This window comes from Pseudomonas sp. NPDC008258, from assembly GCF_042956345.1.
Lineage (GTDB): Bacteria > Pseudomonadota > Gammaproteobacteria > Pseudomonadales > Pseudomonadaceae > Aquipseudomonas.
Genome location: NZ_JBIBGE010000050.1, coordinates 17334 through 31728 on the forward strand (window position 1 = coordinate 17334; position 14395 = coordinate 31728).

Below are 14395 nucleotides of genomic sequence, written 5' to 3' on the forward strand. Positions count from 1 at the left end.
ATTCGGCTTTACGAACACTCGCGACACAACCTGAAACTGTCAAAGCCGCTTCACCATGCGCCTTTAAGGTCGACACCATGGCTTGGCACGAGTCATGCTCTACACTTGGTAGCCGAATGCACTCGCTTCTTGCTGTATTCGTTGAACGAAAGAGTCCGCCAACGGCTCCATAAAAAAAACAAACACGTCGAGGAAAATTTGATGCGTATCGTTCGTCAATTGCTGGGCGCCGCCATCGCGGCCGCTGTGATCGCTTCGCCGGCCATGGCCGAAGAACTGACCGGCACCCTGAAGAAGATCAAGGATTCGGGCACCATCACCCTGGGCCACCGCGACTCCTCCATCCCGTTTTCCTACCTGGCCGGCAAGCCCGAGCCCGTGGGCTACTCGCATGACATCCAGCTGGCTGTCGTCGACGCCCTGAAGAAGCAACTGGGTACGGACATCAAGGTCCGTTACAACCTGGTCACCTCCCAGACCCGCATCCCGCTGGTGCAGAACGGCACCGTCGACCTGGAGTGCGGCTCCACCACCAACAACGTCGAGCGCCAGCAGCAAGTCGGTTTCACCGTGGGCATCTTTGAAGTCGGTACCCGTCTGCTGACCAAGGTCAAGGACGGTCAACCTGCATACAAGGACTTCCCGGACCTGGCCGGCAAGAACGTGGTGACCACCGCCGGCACCACCTCCGAGCGCCTGCTCAAGGCGATGAACGCCGACAAGCAGATGAAGATGAACGTGATTTCCGCCAAGGACCACGGTGAAGCCTTCAACATGCTCGAAAGCGGCCGCGCCGTAGCCTTCATGATGGACGACGCCCTGCTCGCCGGTGAAATGGCCAAGGCACGCAAACCGTCGGACTGGGTCATCACTGGCACCCCACAGTCGTACGAAATCTACGGCTGCATGGTGCGCAAGGATGACGCGGCCTTCAAGAAAGCGGTGGATGACGCCATCGTTGGCTACTTCAAGTCGGGCGAAGTCAACAAGAGCTACGACAAGTGGTTCCAGCAGCCGATCCCGCCAAAGGGCCTGAACCTGCAGTTCAAGATGAGCGACGAACTGAAGAAACTGATCGCCGAGCCGACCGACAAGGCGGCGGACGAGAAGAAGTCCTGACCCCCAGCCTGTGGCCTGCGGCGCTGCAAAGCGCGAATTAAACCTGCAGGCCACCCGTTAGTGTCTAACCTTTCATCCGAGGGCTTAACGCCCTCGGATGTTGGAAGGTGCCCGTGAAACAACCGTCTGAGGGGAAATCCCGATGAATTACAACTGGGACTGGGGCGTGTTCTTCAAGTCCACCGGCGTGGGCAGCGAGACTTATCTGGACTGGTACGTCACCGGTCTGGGCTGGACCATCGCCATCGCCATTTCCGCCTGGATCATCGCCTTGCTGCTGGGCTCGGTGCTCGGCGTCATGCGTACCGTGCCAAACCGCGTGGTATCCGGTATCGCCACCGCCTACGTGGAGCTGTTCCGCAACGTGCCGCTGCTGGTGCAGCTGTTCATCTGGTACTTCCTGGTGCCGGACCTGCTGCCTGAGGGCCTGCAGGAATGGTTCAAGCAAGACCTCAACCCGACTACCTCGGCACTGATCAGCGTGGTCATTTGCCTGGGCCTGTTCACCGCCGCCCGCGTCTGCGAACAGGTGCGTACCGGTATCCAGGCGCTGCCCAAAGGCCAGGAAGCCGCCGCACGCGCCATGGGCTTCAGCCTGCCCCAAATCTATACCAATGTGCTACTGCCGCAGGCTTACCGGATCATCATTCCGCCGCTCACCTCCGAGTTCCTCAACGTGTTCAAGAACTCCTCGGTGGCGTCGCTGATCGGCCTGATGGAACTGCTGGCGCAAACCAAACAGACCGCTGAGTTCTCGGCCAACCTGTTCGAGGCGTTCACCCTGGCCACGCTGATCTACTTCACCCTGAACATGGGCCTGATGCTGCTGATGCGCATGGTCGAGAAGAAAGTCGCCGTGCCTGGCCTGATTTCCGTGGGGGGCAAATAAATGGAAATGGACTTCAGCGAAATCATCCCTGCGCTGCCGGCCCTGTGGGAAGGCATGGTCATGACCCTGCAACTGATGGTCATGGGCGTGGTAGGCGGTATCGTGCTGGGCACCATCCTGGCCCTTATGCGCTTGTCTTCGAGCAAGCTGCTGTCGCGCGTGGCCGGCGCCTACGTCAACTACTTCCGCTCCATCCCGCTGCTGCTGGTGATCACCTGGTTCTACCTGGCGGTGCCGTTCGTGCTGCGCTGGATCACCGGCGAGGACACCCCCGTGGGTGCCTTCACCTCGTGCGTGGTGGCGTTCATGATGTTCGAGGCTGCGTACTTCTGCGAAATCGTCCGCGCCGGCGTGCAGTCGATTTCCAAGGGCCAGATGGGCGCTGCACAGGCACTGGGCATGACCTACGGCCAGACCATGCGCCTGATCATCCTGCCCCAGGCCTTCCGCAAGATGACCCCGCTGCTGCTGCAGCAGAGCATCATCCTGTTCCAGGACACCTCGCTGGTGTACACCGTGGGCCTGGTGGACTTCCTCAACTCGGCACGCTCCAACGGCGACATCATCGGGCGCTCTCATGAGTTCCTGATCTTCGCCGGTGTCGTGTACTTCCTCATCAGCTTCTCCGCTTCGTGGCTAGTCAAGCGCCTGCAAAAAAGGATCACCGTATGATTTCCATCAAGAACGTCAACAAGTGGTACGGGGACTTCCAGGTACTGACCGACTGCAGCACCGAGGTCAAGAAGGGTGAAGTGGTGGTGGTCTGTGGCCCTTCGGGTTCGGGCAAGTCCACCCTGATCAAGTGCGTCAACGCCCTGGAGCCGTTCCAGAAGGGCGACATCGTGGTCGATGGCACCTCGATTGCCGACCCGAAGACCAACCTGCCCAAGCTGCGCTCGCGGGTTGGCATGGTGTTCCAGCACTTCGAACTGTTCCCGCACCTGTCGATTACCGAAAACCTGACCATCGCCCAGCGCAAGGTGCTTGGCCGTAGCGAGGCGGAAGCGACCAAGAAAGGCCTGGCCCTGCTTGACCGCGTCGGCCTCGGCGCCCACGCCAAGAAGCACCCTGGCCAGCTGTCCGGTGGGCAGCAGCAGCGTGTAGCCATCGCCCGCGCCCTGTCGATGGACCCGATCGTCATGCTGTTCGACGAACCGACCTCGGCCCTGGACCCGGAAATGGTCAACGAAGTACTGGACGTAATGGTCGAACTGGCCCACGAAGGCATGACCATGATGTGCGTGACCCACGAAATGGGCTTCGCCCGTAAAGTGGCCAACCGCGTCATCTTCATGGACAAGGGCAACATCATCGAGGACTGCCAGAAGGAAGACTTCTTCGGCAACCCGTCGGCCCGCCACGAACGTACCCAGCACTTCCTCAGCAAGATCCTGCAACACTGATTTTGCCTCACTGAACCGGTCAGTGCCGCTGCCCTTTCGGGCAGCTGGCGCTGGTCGTGACAAGGCCACTGTGATGAAATGCGACCCTTCGCTTCTTCTCCCTGCCAAGCCTGCCGTGAATTCCCGCCTGCTCCGCCAATTGCTGTTGCCGCCCCTGATCATCCTGCTGATGGTCGGTTTGGGGTTGGCTGGCTACCTGGTCAGCGAGAGCAACGGTATTCGCACCCTCAGCGAAAATGGCGAGCGCCAGCTGGAGCTGCACGCGCGCACGGTCGAAAGCGAAATCAGCAAATACACCTACCTGCCGAGCCTGCTGGAGCTGGAAGACAGCGTCTCGCACCTGCTCACCGACCCTGATGGCGGCTCACGGCAAACCGTCAACGAATACCTTGAAGGCCTGAACCGGCGCAGCCGCAGCCGGGCCATCTTCGTCCTCGACACCAATGGCCGCGTCCAGGCAACCAGCAACTGGCGCGACGCCGACTCGTTCCTCGGTGAAGACCTGTCATTTCGCGCCTACTTCCAGACCGCCGTGCGCGGCGAGCCAGGGCGCTTCTACGGCATCGGCAGCACCACTGGCGAAGCCGGCTACTACCTGGCCCATGGCCTGGAAGAACACGGCAAGATCATTGGCGTGGCAGTCATCAAGGTGCGCCTGGACACCCTTGAAGAGCGCTGGCAGCGTGCCCGGCTGGAGGCGTTCGTCAGCGACGAGAACGGCATCATCATCCTTTCCAGCGACCCGGCCCGGCGCCTGAAGTCGGTGCGCCCGCTCACCCCGCAAATCAAGGAGCGCCTGGCGCGCAGCCTGCAGTACTACTGGTGGCCGCTCAACGAACTGCAGCCACTGGCCCGGGAAACCCTGGCCGATGGCGTGGAAAAACTCACCTTCCCGGCCAACAGCGAAACCGCAACGGGCAAACCCCACGAGGTTTCCTACCTGGCCCAGACCCGTCGCCTGGTGGATACCCCTTGGCATTTCACCCTGCTGACGCCCCTGCAGGACCTGCGCCGCGAATCCATGGTGCAAGGTATCCTGGTGGGCGTGGCCTTTGCCCTGCTGGCAATTCTCGGCATCGCCTGGAACGAACGGCGCAAGGTCATTGCCACTCGCCTGGCAGCCCGTGAAGCCCTTGAGGAAGCCAACAGCCAGCTGGAGCGGCGGATTACCGAACGTACAGCCGACCTGCGTGCCAGCAACGAGCGCCTGAAAGGCCAGATTCGCGAGCGCCGGCATGCCGAGCAAACCTTGCGCCACGCCCAGGACGAGCTGGTGCAGGCTGGCAAGCTGGCCGCCATCGGGCAGATGTCCACCAGCATTGCCCATGAGCTGAACCAGCCACTGGCCGCGCTGCGCACGCTATCTGGCAACACCGTGCGTTTCCTCGAGCGCGGGGCGCTGGAAACCGCCAGCGCCAACCTGCGCACCATGAACGACCTGATCGACCGCATGGGCCGCATTACCGCCAGCCTGCGCTCGTTCGCCCGGCGTGGCGACGACGGCGGCCAGGCCTCGCTGGCCAAGGCGGTGGAGGCCACCCTGCAGGTACTGGCCAACCGCATCAGCGCCTGCCATTTGCAGTTGCACCACCAGTTCGAGGACCAGCAACTGGCCATCGACCAGACCCGCCTTGAGCAGATTCTGGTCAACCTGATCGGCAATGCCCTCGATGCCATGGCCACGCAACCGTTGCCCGAGCTATGGCTGGAAGGCGAGCTGCAGGGCGACAAGTACCGTTTGCAGGTGCGCGACAATGGCCACGGCATCGACGCCGAGGCGCGCAAGCACCTGTTCGAACCTTTCTTCACCACCAAACCGGGCGAACATGGCCTGGGCCTGGGCCTGACCCTGTCTGCGAGCCTCGCCGCCGCCGCCAAGGGCAGCCTCAACGTCGAGCACCCCGCCACCGGCGGCACGGCCTTCGTCCTGGCCCTGCCCCTGGTTTCACCTCCTAGCGAATCGGCAGAGCACCCATGAACCAAGCGCCTCTTACCGTCCTGATCGTCGAAGACGACCCGCATGTGTTGCTCGGCTGCCAGCAGGCACTGGCCCTTGAGGACATCGCCTGCGAGGGCGTGGGCAGCGCTGAACAAGCGCTGGAACGCATCGGCGAGGATTTCGCCGGCATCGTCGTCAGCGATATCCGCCTGCCGGGCATCGATGGCCTGGAGCTGCTCAACCGCCTGAAGGCCCGTGACCGCAGCTTGCCGGTGGTGTTGATCACCGGTCACGGCGATATCGACATGGCGGTAGGCGCCATGCGCAATGGCGCCTACGACTTCATGGAAAAGCCGTTCTCCCCGGAGCGCCTGGTCGACGTGGTGCGCCGCGCCCTTGAACAGCGGGGGCTTTCGCGCGAAGTGGTAGCCCTGCGCCGGCAACTGGCCGGGCAGAGCAGCCTTGAGGGGCGCATCATTGGCCGCTCACCGGCCATGGAACACCTGCGTGAACTGATCGCCAACGTTGCCGATACCTCGGCCAACGTGTTGATCGAAGGCGAAACCGGCACTGGCAAGGAGCTGGTCGCACGCTGCCTGCACGATTTCAGCCGCCGCCAGGGCCAACAATTCGTGGCGCTGAACTGTGGCGGCCTGCCGGAAAACCTGTTCGAAAGCGAGATTTTCGGCCACGAGGCCAATGCCTTCACCGGCGCCGGCAAACGCCGCATCGGCAAGATCGAGCACGCCAATGGCGGCACGCTGTTCCTCGATGAAGTGGAGAGCATGCCCATCAACCTGCAGATCAAGCTGCTGCGCGTGCTGCAGGAACGAACGCTGGAGCGCCTGGGCTCGAACCAGAGCATCCCAGTGGATTGCCGGGTGATCGCCGCGACCAAAGCCGACCTCGACAGCATGGGCCAGAGTGGCCAGTTCCGCAGCGACTTGTACTACCGGTTGAATGTGGTGACCCTGGAGTTGCCGCCGCTGCGCGAGCGCCGTGAAGACATCCTGCAATTGTTCGAACACTTTCTGCAGCAATCGGCCCTGCGCTTCGACCGGGAAACACCGACGCTGGACAGCCAGACCCTGTCTCGCCTGATGGCTCACGACTGGCCGGGTAATGTGCGCGAGCTGCGCAATGTGGCTGAACGCTACGCCCTCGGCCTGCCAGCGTTCAAGAAAGGCCCCAGCGGCAGTGCCAGCCAGGGCCTTGGCTTTGCCGAGGCGGTGGAGGCATTCGAGCGCAACCTGCTCAGCGATGCCCTGCAGCGCACCGGTGGCAACTTGAGCCAGGCCAGCCAGGAACTGGGCATGGCCAAGACCACCCTGTTCGACAAAGTAAAGAAATACGGCCTCGGCTGACCTCAACCCAAACTGGAAAGACAACGTGGATCTGGTATTCAAAGCTGCCTTGGGCGCTGGCGTGGTGCTGCTGCTGGCAGTGCTGTCAAAGACACGGAATTACTACATAGCCGGCCTGGTACCCCTGTTCCCGACCTTTGCCCTGATTGCCCACTACATCGTTGGCAAGGGGCGCAGCATTGCCGACCTGAAGACCACCATCCTGTTCGGCATGTGGTCGATCATTCCGTATTTCGTGTACCTGGCGACCCTGTATGTGCTGGTCGACCGGCTGCGCCTGGAGGCCTCGCTGGCACTGGCCACGGTAGCCTGGCTGATGGCCGCGACCGTACTGGTGACCTTGTGGGTGCGGATGCACTGATCTGTATCGGCGTGACCCCTTTCGCGGGCACGCCCGCTCCCACATCGACCGCGCACGATGCAAGGCTGGCGCTATCCCTGTGGGAGCGGGCGTGCCCGCGAAGAAGGCACCGCCGGTTCAAAGCCCGGCGATATGCGTGACATCCTGCCGATGCGCCTGCAGATAAGGCAGCACTGCACCCAGCAACGGCGCCTTGAACGGTTCCTGAAAGCGGTGCGCCAACCCCGGAATCAGGCGCAACTGGCTGCCCTGGATATGCGCCGCCAGATGCACGCCATGCATCACCGGCAGCAGCGGGTCAGCCGTGCCGTGAACCACCAGTGTCGGCACCCTCAACTGGTTCAATAGCTCGACCCGGCTCGGCTCGGCCAGTATCGCCATGATCTGGCGCTTGGCCCCGTCCGGGTTGAACGCCCGGTCGTAGGCCACCGCCGCCTGGTGCAGCAACGCAGCGCGGTCGTCCCGCACTTCGGGGCTGCCCAAGGCCGCCAGCAGGTCGGCCTGCTGCTCGATGGCCACTTCGCGGTTGGGCGCGCTGCGCCGGGCCAGCAACTGCACCAGCGCCGGATCCGGCGCCGGCAACCCTGCCGCGCCTGAGCTGGACATGACCAACGTCAGGCTGCGTACTCGCTCGGGCGCCATGGCAGCCAAGTGCTGGGCGATCATGCCGCCCATGCTCACACCCAGTACATGAAACTGGCGCACACCCAGCGCGTCCATCAGGCGCAAGCCGTCATCGGCCATATCAGTCAGCGTATAGGGCGCCGCCACCGGCAGGCCCAACTTGTAGCGCAACAGCTCGACCGTGAGGTTGGCCGACGGTGGCACCTGGTTCCAGCGTGACAGGCCTACATCGCGGTTGTCATAACGGATGACCCGAAAGCCCTGGCGGCACAAAGCCTCGACCACATCGTCCGGCCAATGGATCAGTTGCCCACCCAGGCCCATGACCAGCAACAAGGCCGGGTCACGCGGGGCACCGACGCTCTGGTACACCAGGCTGACGGCGCCAAGGTCGGCGCGCTGTACCGGAACATGGGCGTCACAACGCTGTTCGGCAAAACTCGCAGGTACGCTGATCAGGAAGAAAAGAAAAAGCCAAAAAGCCCGCATGAAAGAAACACCAGAATGCAGATCCCCAGTAGAGCGCGAGTCTGATGAATTCTGTTCGGGCGCGCTGCCACAGTTCGGTGACAGTTTCATGACTCCCGCCAGACGGTGCGGCCGAACGTCCAGTCGACAGCCGTAGCAACATGAGAGAAACTCAACTCATCCCCTGCTTGTTCAATCCCACACCCCGGAGTCAGCTGTGCTGGAGATCCGTCACCTGAAAACCCTTCATGCCTTGCGCGAGGCCGACAGCCTGGTAGAGGCCGCCGATCGTTTGCATCTGACCCAGTCGGCGTTGTCGCACCAGTTCAAGGAGCTGGAAGAACGCCTGGGCCTGCCGCTGTTCGTGCGCAAGACCAAGCCGATACGCTTCACCAGTGCTGGGCTGCGCCTGCTGCAACTGGCCGATGCCACCCTGCCGCTGCTGCGCGGTGCCGAGCGTGACATCGCGCGCCTGGCCGGTGGCACTGCAGGCCGCCTGCACATGGCCATCGAATGCCACAGCTGTTTCCAGTGGCTGATGCCAACCATCGACCAGTTCCGTGATTCCTGGCCGGAAGTGGAACTGGACCTGGCCTCCGGGTTTGCCTTTGCTCCGCTGCCGGCCCTGGCCCGCGGCGATCTTGACCTGGTGGTGACGTCCGACCCGCTGGACCTGGCAGGCATCACCTATGTACCGCTGTTCACCTATGAGGCGATGCTGGCGGTGGCCAACCAGCACCCGCTGGCCAGCAAGCCGTACATCGTGCCGCAGGACCTGCTCGACCAGACGCTGATCACTTACCCGGTGGAGCGCGACCGCCTGGACATCTTCACCCGCTTCCTCGAACCGGCCGACATCGAGCCAGCCGCGGTGAGAACCTCGGAGCTGACAGTGATGATGATGCAGTTGGTGGCCAGCGGCCGTGGCGTGTGCGGCATGCCGCACTGGGCACTGCACGAGTACAGCTCGCGCGGCTATGTGAAGGGCAAGCGCCTGGGTGAGAAAGGCCTGTTTGCCACCCTTTATGCTGCCGTGCGCACCGACATGCTCGATGCGCCGTACATGCGCGACTTCCTGCTGACCGCCAAGGACACCTCGTTCGCCACCCTCGACGGCGTCAGCGCGGTGCGCTGACCGCCTGGCGGTACAGCGGCAGTATCAGGTCGCGGGTCAGCGGCGCCAGTTGCACGACGGGCGCCTGGTCAGCGGCCAGCCAGACCACCTCTTCGATCTCCGCAGCCGGCACCACGGCCGCGGCGCTGTCGACACGGAACAGCTCGGCCTGCACCTCGAAGCCCGGTTCGTTCGCGGCTGGGGCACTGAACTGGCCCAGGTGCACGGCCTGGGCCGGGTCGATGTGCAGGCCAAGCTCCTCGCGCAGTTCGCGCACCAGCGCCTGCACTGGCGTTTCACCGGCATCGATCTTGCCGCCTGGCTGCATGAAGGCCTCGGTGCCCCGCTTGCGTACCAGCAGGGTGCGGCCCTGCGGGTCGATCAACAGGGCGGCGGCGATGCGGATGGTGTTGGGCATGGGCTGGGTTCGCTGAAAAATTTGGCCGGGGAGGATCCCATGGGGTTGATTGGCCTGACAAGGCCAGTGTTTCCTGTACCGGCCCTTTCGCGGGCACGCCCGCTCCCACAGGATTACCGAAGGCTTTGAAAGCTGCGCAGTACCTGTGGGGGCGGGCGTGCCCGCGAAGAGGCCGGCACAGGCCATGACTGCCCTGCCAGACGAACGGCCCCTTGCCAACCCGCCCCACACCCGCCATAACCAACTGATGAACCTGCCCGCCAAACACCACCCGGTGCTCGAGCTGTTCCACCCCGCCGTCAGCGCCTGGTTCCGCCGCCACTTCGCCACGGTCACCGATGCCCAGGCCCAGGCCTGGCCGTTGATCCATGCGGGCCAGTCGATGCTGCTGGCCGCCCCGACCGGCTCGGGCAAAACCCTCAGTGCGTTCCTCACCGTGCTCGACGAGCTGTTCCGCCAGGGCCTCGAGCAGCAGGGCGCGCTGCCCGCGCAAACCCAGGTGATCTACGTTTCACCACTGAAGGCACTGTCCAACGACATCCGTCTGAACTTGCAAGCCCCGCTCGAAGGCATCAGCCAGGCCCTCGCAGAGCAAGGCCTGAACGGCCCACGCATCACCACGGCCGTGCGCACGGGCGATACGCCGCAAAAAGAACGTACAGCCATGCGCAAACTGGCCCCGCACATCCTGGTGACAACGCCCGAATCGCTGTACGTGTTGATGGGCTCTGCTTCAGGCCGTGCAGGCCTGGGCAACGTGCACACGGTAATCGTCGACGAAATCCACGCCCTGGCCGGCAACAAGCGTGGGGCCCACCTGGCGCTGACCCTGGAGCGCCTGCAAGCCTTGTGCAAACGGCCACTGCGGCGTATCGGGCTTTCCGCCACACAACGCCCGGTCGAGCGGGTGGCACGGTTTCTGACCGGTAGCGGGCGCCCCTGCGCCATCGTCGATGTCGGCCATGCGCGCCAACGCGACCTGGCCATCGAAGTGCCGCCGGTGCCACTTGGCGCGGTGATGGCCAACGATGTCTGGGACCTGGTCTACGACCGCCTGGCCAGCCTTGCCCGTGAACACCGCACCACGCTGATATTCGTGAACACACGGCGCCTTGCCGAGCGCATCACCCGCCACCTCAGCGACCGGCTGGGCAAGGAGGCGGTCGCCGCGCACCATGGCAGCCTGTCCAAGGAGCTGCGCCTGGATGCCGAACAACGCTTGAAAAACGGCCAACTGCAAGTGCTGGTGGCCACCGCGTCGCTGGAACTAGGCATCGATATCGGCGATATCGACCTGGTGTGCCAGATCGCCTCGCCGGGTTCGATTGCCGCCTTCCTGCAACGGGTCGGCCGCGCCGGGCACCAGGTCGACGGCGTGCCCAAAGGGCGCCTGTTCCCCACCTCACGTGATGACCTGATCGAATGCGTGGCCCTGCTGGACTGCGTGCGCCAAGGCGAACTGGACCAACTGCACATCCCCCGCGCACCGCTGGACGTGCTGGCCCAGCAGATCGTGGCCGAAGCCAGCAACCAGGACTGGCATGAACAAGCCCTGTTCGACTGCCTGCGCCAGGCCACGCCCTATGCCGAGCTCGACCAGCGCCACTACCAGGCGCTGCTCAACATGCTCGCCGAGGGCTATAACGGCCGACAGGGCGTGCGCAGCGCCTATTTGCACCGCGATGCGGTCAGCGGCACGCTGCGTGGCCGGCGTGGCAGCCAGCTGACGGCGCTGACCAGCGGCGGCACCATCCCTGACAACGCCGACTACGCCGTATTGCTGGAACCTCAGGCGCTGAACATCGGCAGCGTGAATGACGACTTTGCCGTGGAGAGCATTGCCGGCGATATCTTCCAGCTGGGCAACGCCTCGTACCGCATCCTGCGCGTCGAGCCCGGCCGGGTACGGGTGGAGGATGCCCATGGCCTGCCGCCGACCATTCCGTTCTGGCTGGGTGAAGCGCCGGGGCGCAGCAACGAGCTGTCTGCCGCCGTGGCCCGGTTACAGGCGCGAATCGACCAGCATCTGACCCAGACTGGCGGCGATATTCTCAAGGTACTGGCCTGGTTGCAGTCTACCTTTGAACTGGGCGAAGACTGCGCCAGCCAGTTGCTCGACTACCTGGCCCGCACCCGCGAGGTGCTTGGCGCCCTGCCCTCGCAGGATACGTTGGTGATGGAGCGCTTTTTCGATGAGTCCGGCGGTACCCAGCTGATCATCCATTCGCCCTACGGCAGCCGCATCAACCGTGCCTGGGGCCTGGCCCTGCGCAAGCGCTTCTGCCGCACCTTCAACTTCGAGCTGCAGGCTGCCGCCAGCGAAGATGCCATCGTCCTGTCGCTGTCGACCAGCCACAGTTTCGAGCTGGACGAAGTGTGGCGTTACCTGAATAGCCGCAGCGCCGAGCCGATACTTGTCCAAGCCGTGCTCGATGCGCCGCTGTTTGGCGTGCGCTGGCGCTGGAATGCCAGCGTGGCCATGGCCTTGCCGCGCTTCGTGGGCGGGCGCAAAGTGGCGCCGCAGATCCAGCGGATGAAGAGCGAGGACCTGGTGGCTGCCGTGTTCCCCGACCAGATCGCCTGCCTGGAAAACATCGCCGGCGAGCGGCAGATTCCCGATCACCCACTGGTCGAACAAACCCTCGACGATTGCCTGCATGAAGCGATGGACAGCGAAGGTTGGCTGGCCCTGTTGCGGCGTATGGAAAGCGGCGCAGTGCGCCTGCTGAGCCGCGACCTGCCGGCCCCTTCGCCGCTGGCTGCGGCGATTCTCAATGCCCGGCCGTACGCCTTCCTCGACGATGCGCCTTTAGAGGAGCGGCGTACCCAGGCGGTGCTGAACCGGCGCTGGAACGAAGTGCAGAGCGGCGACGACATGGGGGCACTGGACGCCGATGCCATTGCCGCGGTCGCGGCCGAGGCCTGGCCACAGCCGGGTAATGCCGACGAAATGCATGAAGCGCTGATGAGCCTGGGCGCCATCAGCCAGGCGGAAGTCGAGGCTAATCCCGGCTGGGATCTGCTGCTCAGGCAATTGGCCAAGGCCGGGCGGGCCTTGCGCCTGGCCGATCACACACTGTGGTTGGCCCGCGAACGCCTGAACCTGATGCTGGCGCTTTACCCGGCAGCGCGCCTGGAACCTGCGCTGCAACTGCTTCCCGGTTTCGACCAGGCGTTTGACCCGGACAGTGCACTGAGCGAACTGCTACGTGCCCGCCTGAGCGGTCACGGCCCGCAGTATCACGCGCAAATCGCTGCGCCACTGGGCAAGTCGGCAAGCGACATCGGGCAGGCCCTGGCCCGCCTGGAAACCGAAGGCTATGTGCTGCGCGGGCATTTCAGCCCCGGTGCAAGTGACCTGCAATGGTGCGAACGCCATCTGCTGGCGCGCATCCACCGCTACACGGTCAAACGCCTGCGCCGTGAGATCGAGCCGGTCACTTTGCAGGATTTCATGCGTTTCCTGTTCGACTGGCAGCATATGGCGCCCGACGAACGCCTGCGTGGCCCGCAAGCGGTGGCCGAGGTACTGGGCCAGTTGCAGGGCTTCCCCAGCGCGGCCGGGGCCTGGGAAGCCGAATTGCTGCCGGCGCGCATCAAGGACTACAGCCCGCACTGGCTGGATGATGCCTGCCGCAACGGGCAATTCGCCTGGAGCCGGCTGGCCGCAACCGTGGCAAGCAATACCTTGTCCAGCACACCGCTGGTGCTGCTGCCGCGTGAACACCTGAACCTGTGGCGCAGCCTTGCCTCTGTACCCGCCCCTGAAAGCCTCGGGGCGCGGGCGCAGCGCGTGCACGGGGTGCTGCAGGCACATGGCGCGCTGTTTTTTGACGAACTGACAGAAGACGCACACCTGCTGCCCAGTGAACTGGAAACAGCACTGCAGGAACTGGTAGGTGCCGGCCTTGCGGGCGCCGACAGCTTCACCGGCCTGCGCAGCCTGATCACCCCGGCGGCGAAGCGCACGTCACGCAACAGCCGACGCGGCCATGCGCCGTTGTCCAGCAGCATGGCCCATGCCGGGCGCTGGGCATTGCTGCGCAGGGGCACAGTGGACGACAGCCAGCGCCTGGAGCATATCGCCCGCACGCTGTTACGCCGTTATGGCGTGATCTGCTGGCGGCTGCTGGAGCGCGAGAGTGATGTGCTGCCGCCCTGGCGTGAACTGCTGCGCTGCTATCACCGGCTGGAGGCACGTGGCGAGATTCGTGGCGGGCGTTTCATAGCCGGGCTGGCAGGTGAGCAGTTCGCCTTGCCGGAGGCGGTGGGGCTACTGCGCCAGGTACGGCGGCGTGAAACGGACGGCGCGCTGCTGGTGGTGAGTGCCAGCGACCCGCTGAACCTGATCGGCTCGCTGCTGCCGGGGGCCAAGGTACCGGCGGTGAGTGGAAATCGCCTGCTGTACCGCGACGGGGTACCGGTGGCGGTGCGGGTGGCCGGGCGCTATTCGTATCTGATCGAGGCCCCAGCACAGGAGCAGGAAAGCTGGCGGCAGAAACTGCTGCGCGACACGCTCTAGGCACCTTTTTGCTTTACCGGCCCTATCGCCGGCAAGCCAGCTCCCACAGGAATATCACAAAGCCAGAAGGTGATGATGCACCTGTGGGAGATTCTATGGTTTTAGGGAAGTTTTTTAAGCGGCTTTTGATCGATACTCGTCTCCGCTTTTCAGTAGGGCAAATACTACTCGCGC

The 14395-nt window shown here is 63.9% G+C and carries 11 protein-coding genes; 9 read left to right on the forward strand and 2 right to left on the reverse strand.

Annotation, left to right across the window (positions count from 1 at the left end):
* The first annotated feature begins 201 nt into the window (after window positions 1–201).
* The 7 genes from ACFY9W_RS27145 to ACFY9W_RS27175 all read left to right on the forward strand — a co-directional run bounded on the left by ACFY9W_RS27145 (window position 202) and on the right by ACFY9W_RS27175 (window position 7075).
* Window positions 202–1119 (forward strand): glutamate/aspartate ABC transporter substrate-binding protein, encoded by a 918-nt coding sequence (locus tag ACFY9W_RS27145; protein WP_391137335.1) that lies wholly within the window; start codon window positions 202–204, stop codon window positions 1117–1119.
* Between the two features lie 142 nt (window positions 1120–1261).
* Entirely contained in the window at window positions 1262–2008 is a 747-nt protein-coding gene (locus ACFY9W_RS27150) for an ABC transporter permease subunit (RefSeq protein ID WP_391137338.1), read from the forward strand.
* A complete protein-coding gene (locus tag ACFY9W_RS27155) occupies window positions 2009–2680 on the forward strand; it encodes an ABC transporter permease subunit (protein WP_391137341.1) in 672 nt (223 codons plus the stop codon).
* Entirely contained in the window at window positions 2677–3411 is a 735-nt protein-coding gene (locus ACFY9W_RS27160; RefSeq protein WP_003258023.1) for an amino acid ABC transporter ATP-binding protein, read from the forward strand. The genes ACFY9W_RS27155 and ACFY9W_RS27160 overlap by 4 nt, the downstream gene beginning before the upstream one ends.
* A 73-nt stretch (window positions 3412–3484) precedes the next feature.
* Entirely contained in the window at window positions 3485–5389 is a 1905-nt protein-coding gene (locus ACFY9W_RS27165) for an ATP-binding protein (RefSeq protein WP_391137344.1), read from the forward strand.
* A complete protein-coding gene (locus tag ACFY9W_RS27170; RefSeq protein WP_391137347.1) occupies window positions 5386–6714 on the forward strand; it encodes a sigma 54-interacting transcriptional regulator in 1329 nt (442 codons plus the stop codon). Before ACFY9W_RS27165 ends, ACFY9W_RS27170 begins: the two co-directional genes overlap by 4 nt.
* A 25-nt stretch (window positions 6715–6739) precedes the next feature.
* Window positions 6740–7075, forward strand: a complete 336-nt coding sequence (locus ACFY9W_RS27175; protein WP_025754578.1) for a GlpM family protein — start codon at window positions 6740–6742, stop codon at window positions 7073–7075.
* Window positions 7076–7192: 117 nt separating this feature from the next.
* Here the strand turns inward: ACFY9W_RS27175 and ACFY9W_RS27180 are convergent, their stop codons facing one another.
* Window positions 7193–8188: an alpha/beta fold hydrolase gene (locus tag ACFY9W_RS27180; protein WP_391137352.1), complete on the reverse strand. Its 996-nt coding sequence runs from the start codon at window positions 8186–8188 to the stop codon at window positions 7193–7195.
* A 196-nt stretch (window positions 8189–8384) separates the two neighbouring features.
* Here ACFY9W_RS27180 and metR point away from each other — a divergent pair, with 196 nt between their 5' ends.
* A complete protein-coding gene (gene metR / locus ACFY9W_RS27185; protein WP_391137355.1) occupies window positions 8385–9302 on the forward strand; it encodes a transcriptional regulator MetR in 918 nt (305 codons plus the stop codon).
* Here metR and ACFY9W_RS27190 read toward each other — a convergent pair.
* Window positions 9286–9699, reverse strand: a complete 414-nt coding sequence (locus ACFY9W_RS27190; protein WP_391137358.1) for an NUDIX domain-containing protein — start codon at window positions 9697–9699, stop codon at window positions 9286–9288. The two genes, metR and ACFY9W_RS27190, sit on opposite strands and share 17 nt — an antisense overlap.
* A gap of 247 nt (window positions 9700–9946) precedes the next feature.
* On the opposite strand from ACFY9W_RS27190, the gene ACFY9W_RS27195 reads away from it, so the two are divergent.
* On the forward strand, window positions 9947–14221 hold the full coding sequence (locus tag ACFY9W_RS27195; protein WP_391137361.1) for a DEAD/DEAH box helicase: 4275 nt from the start codon (window positions 9947–9949) through the stop codon (window positions 14219–14221).
* Window positions 14222–14395 lie beyond the last annotated feature (174 nt).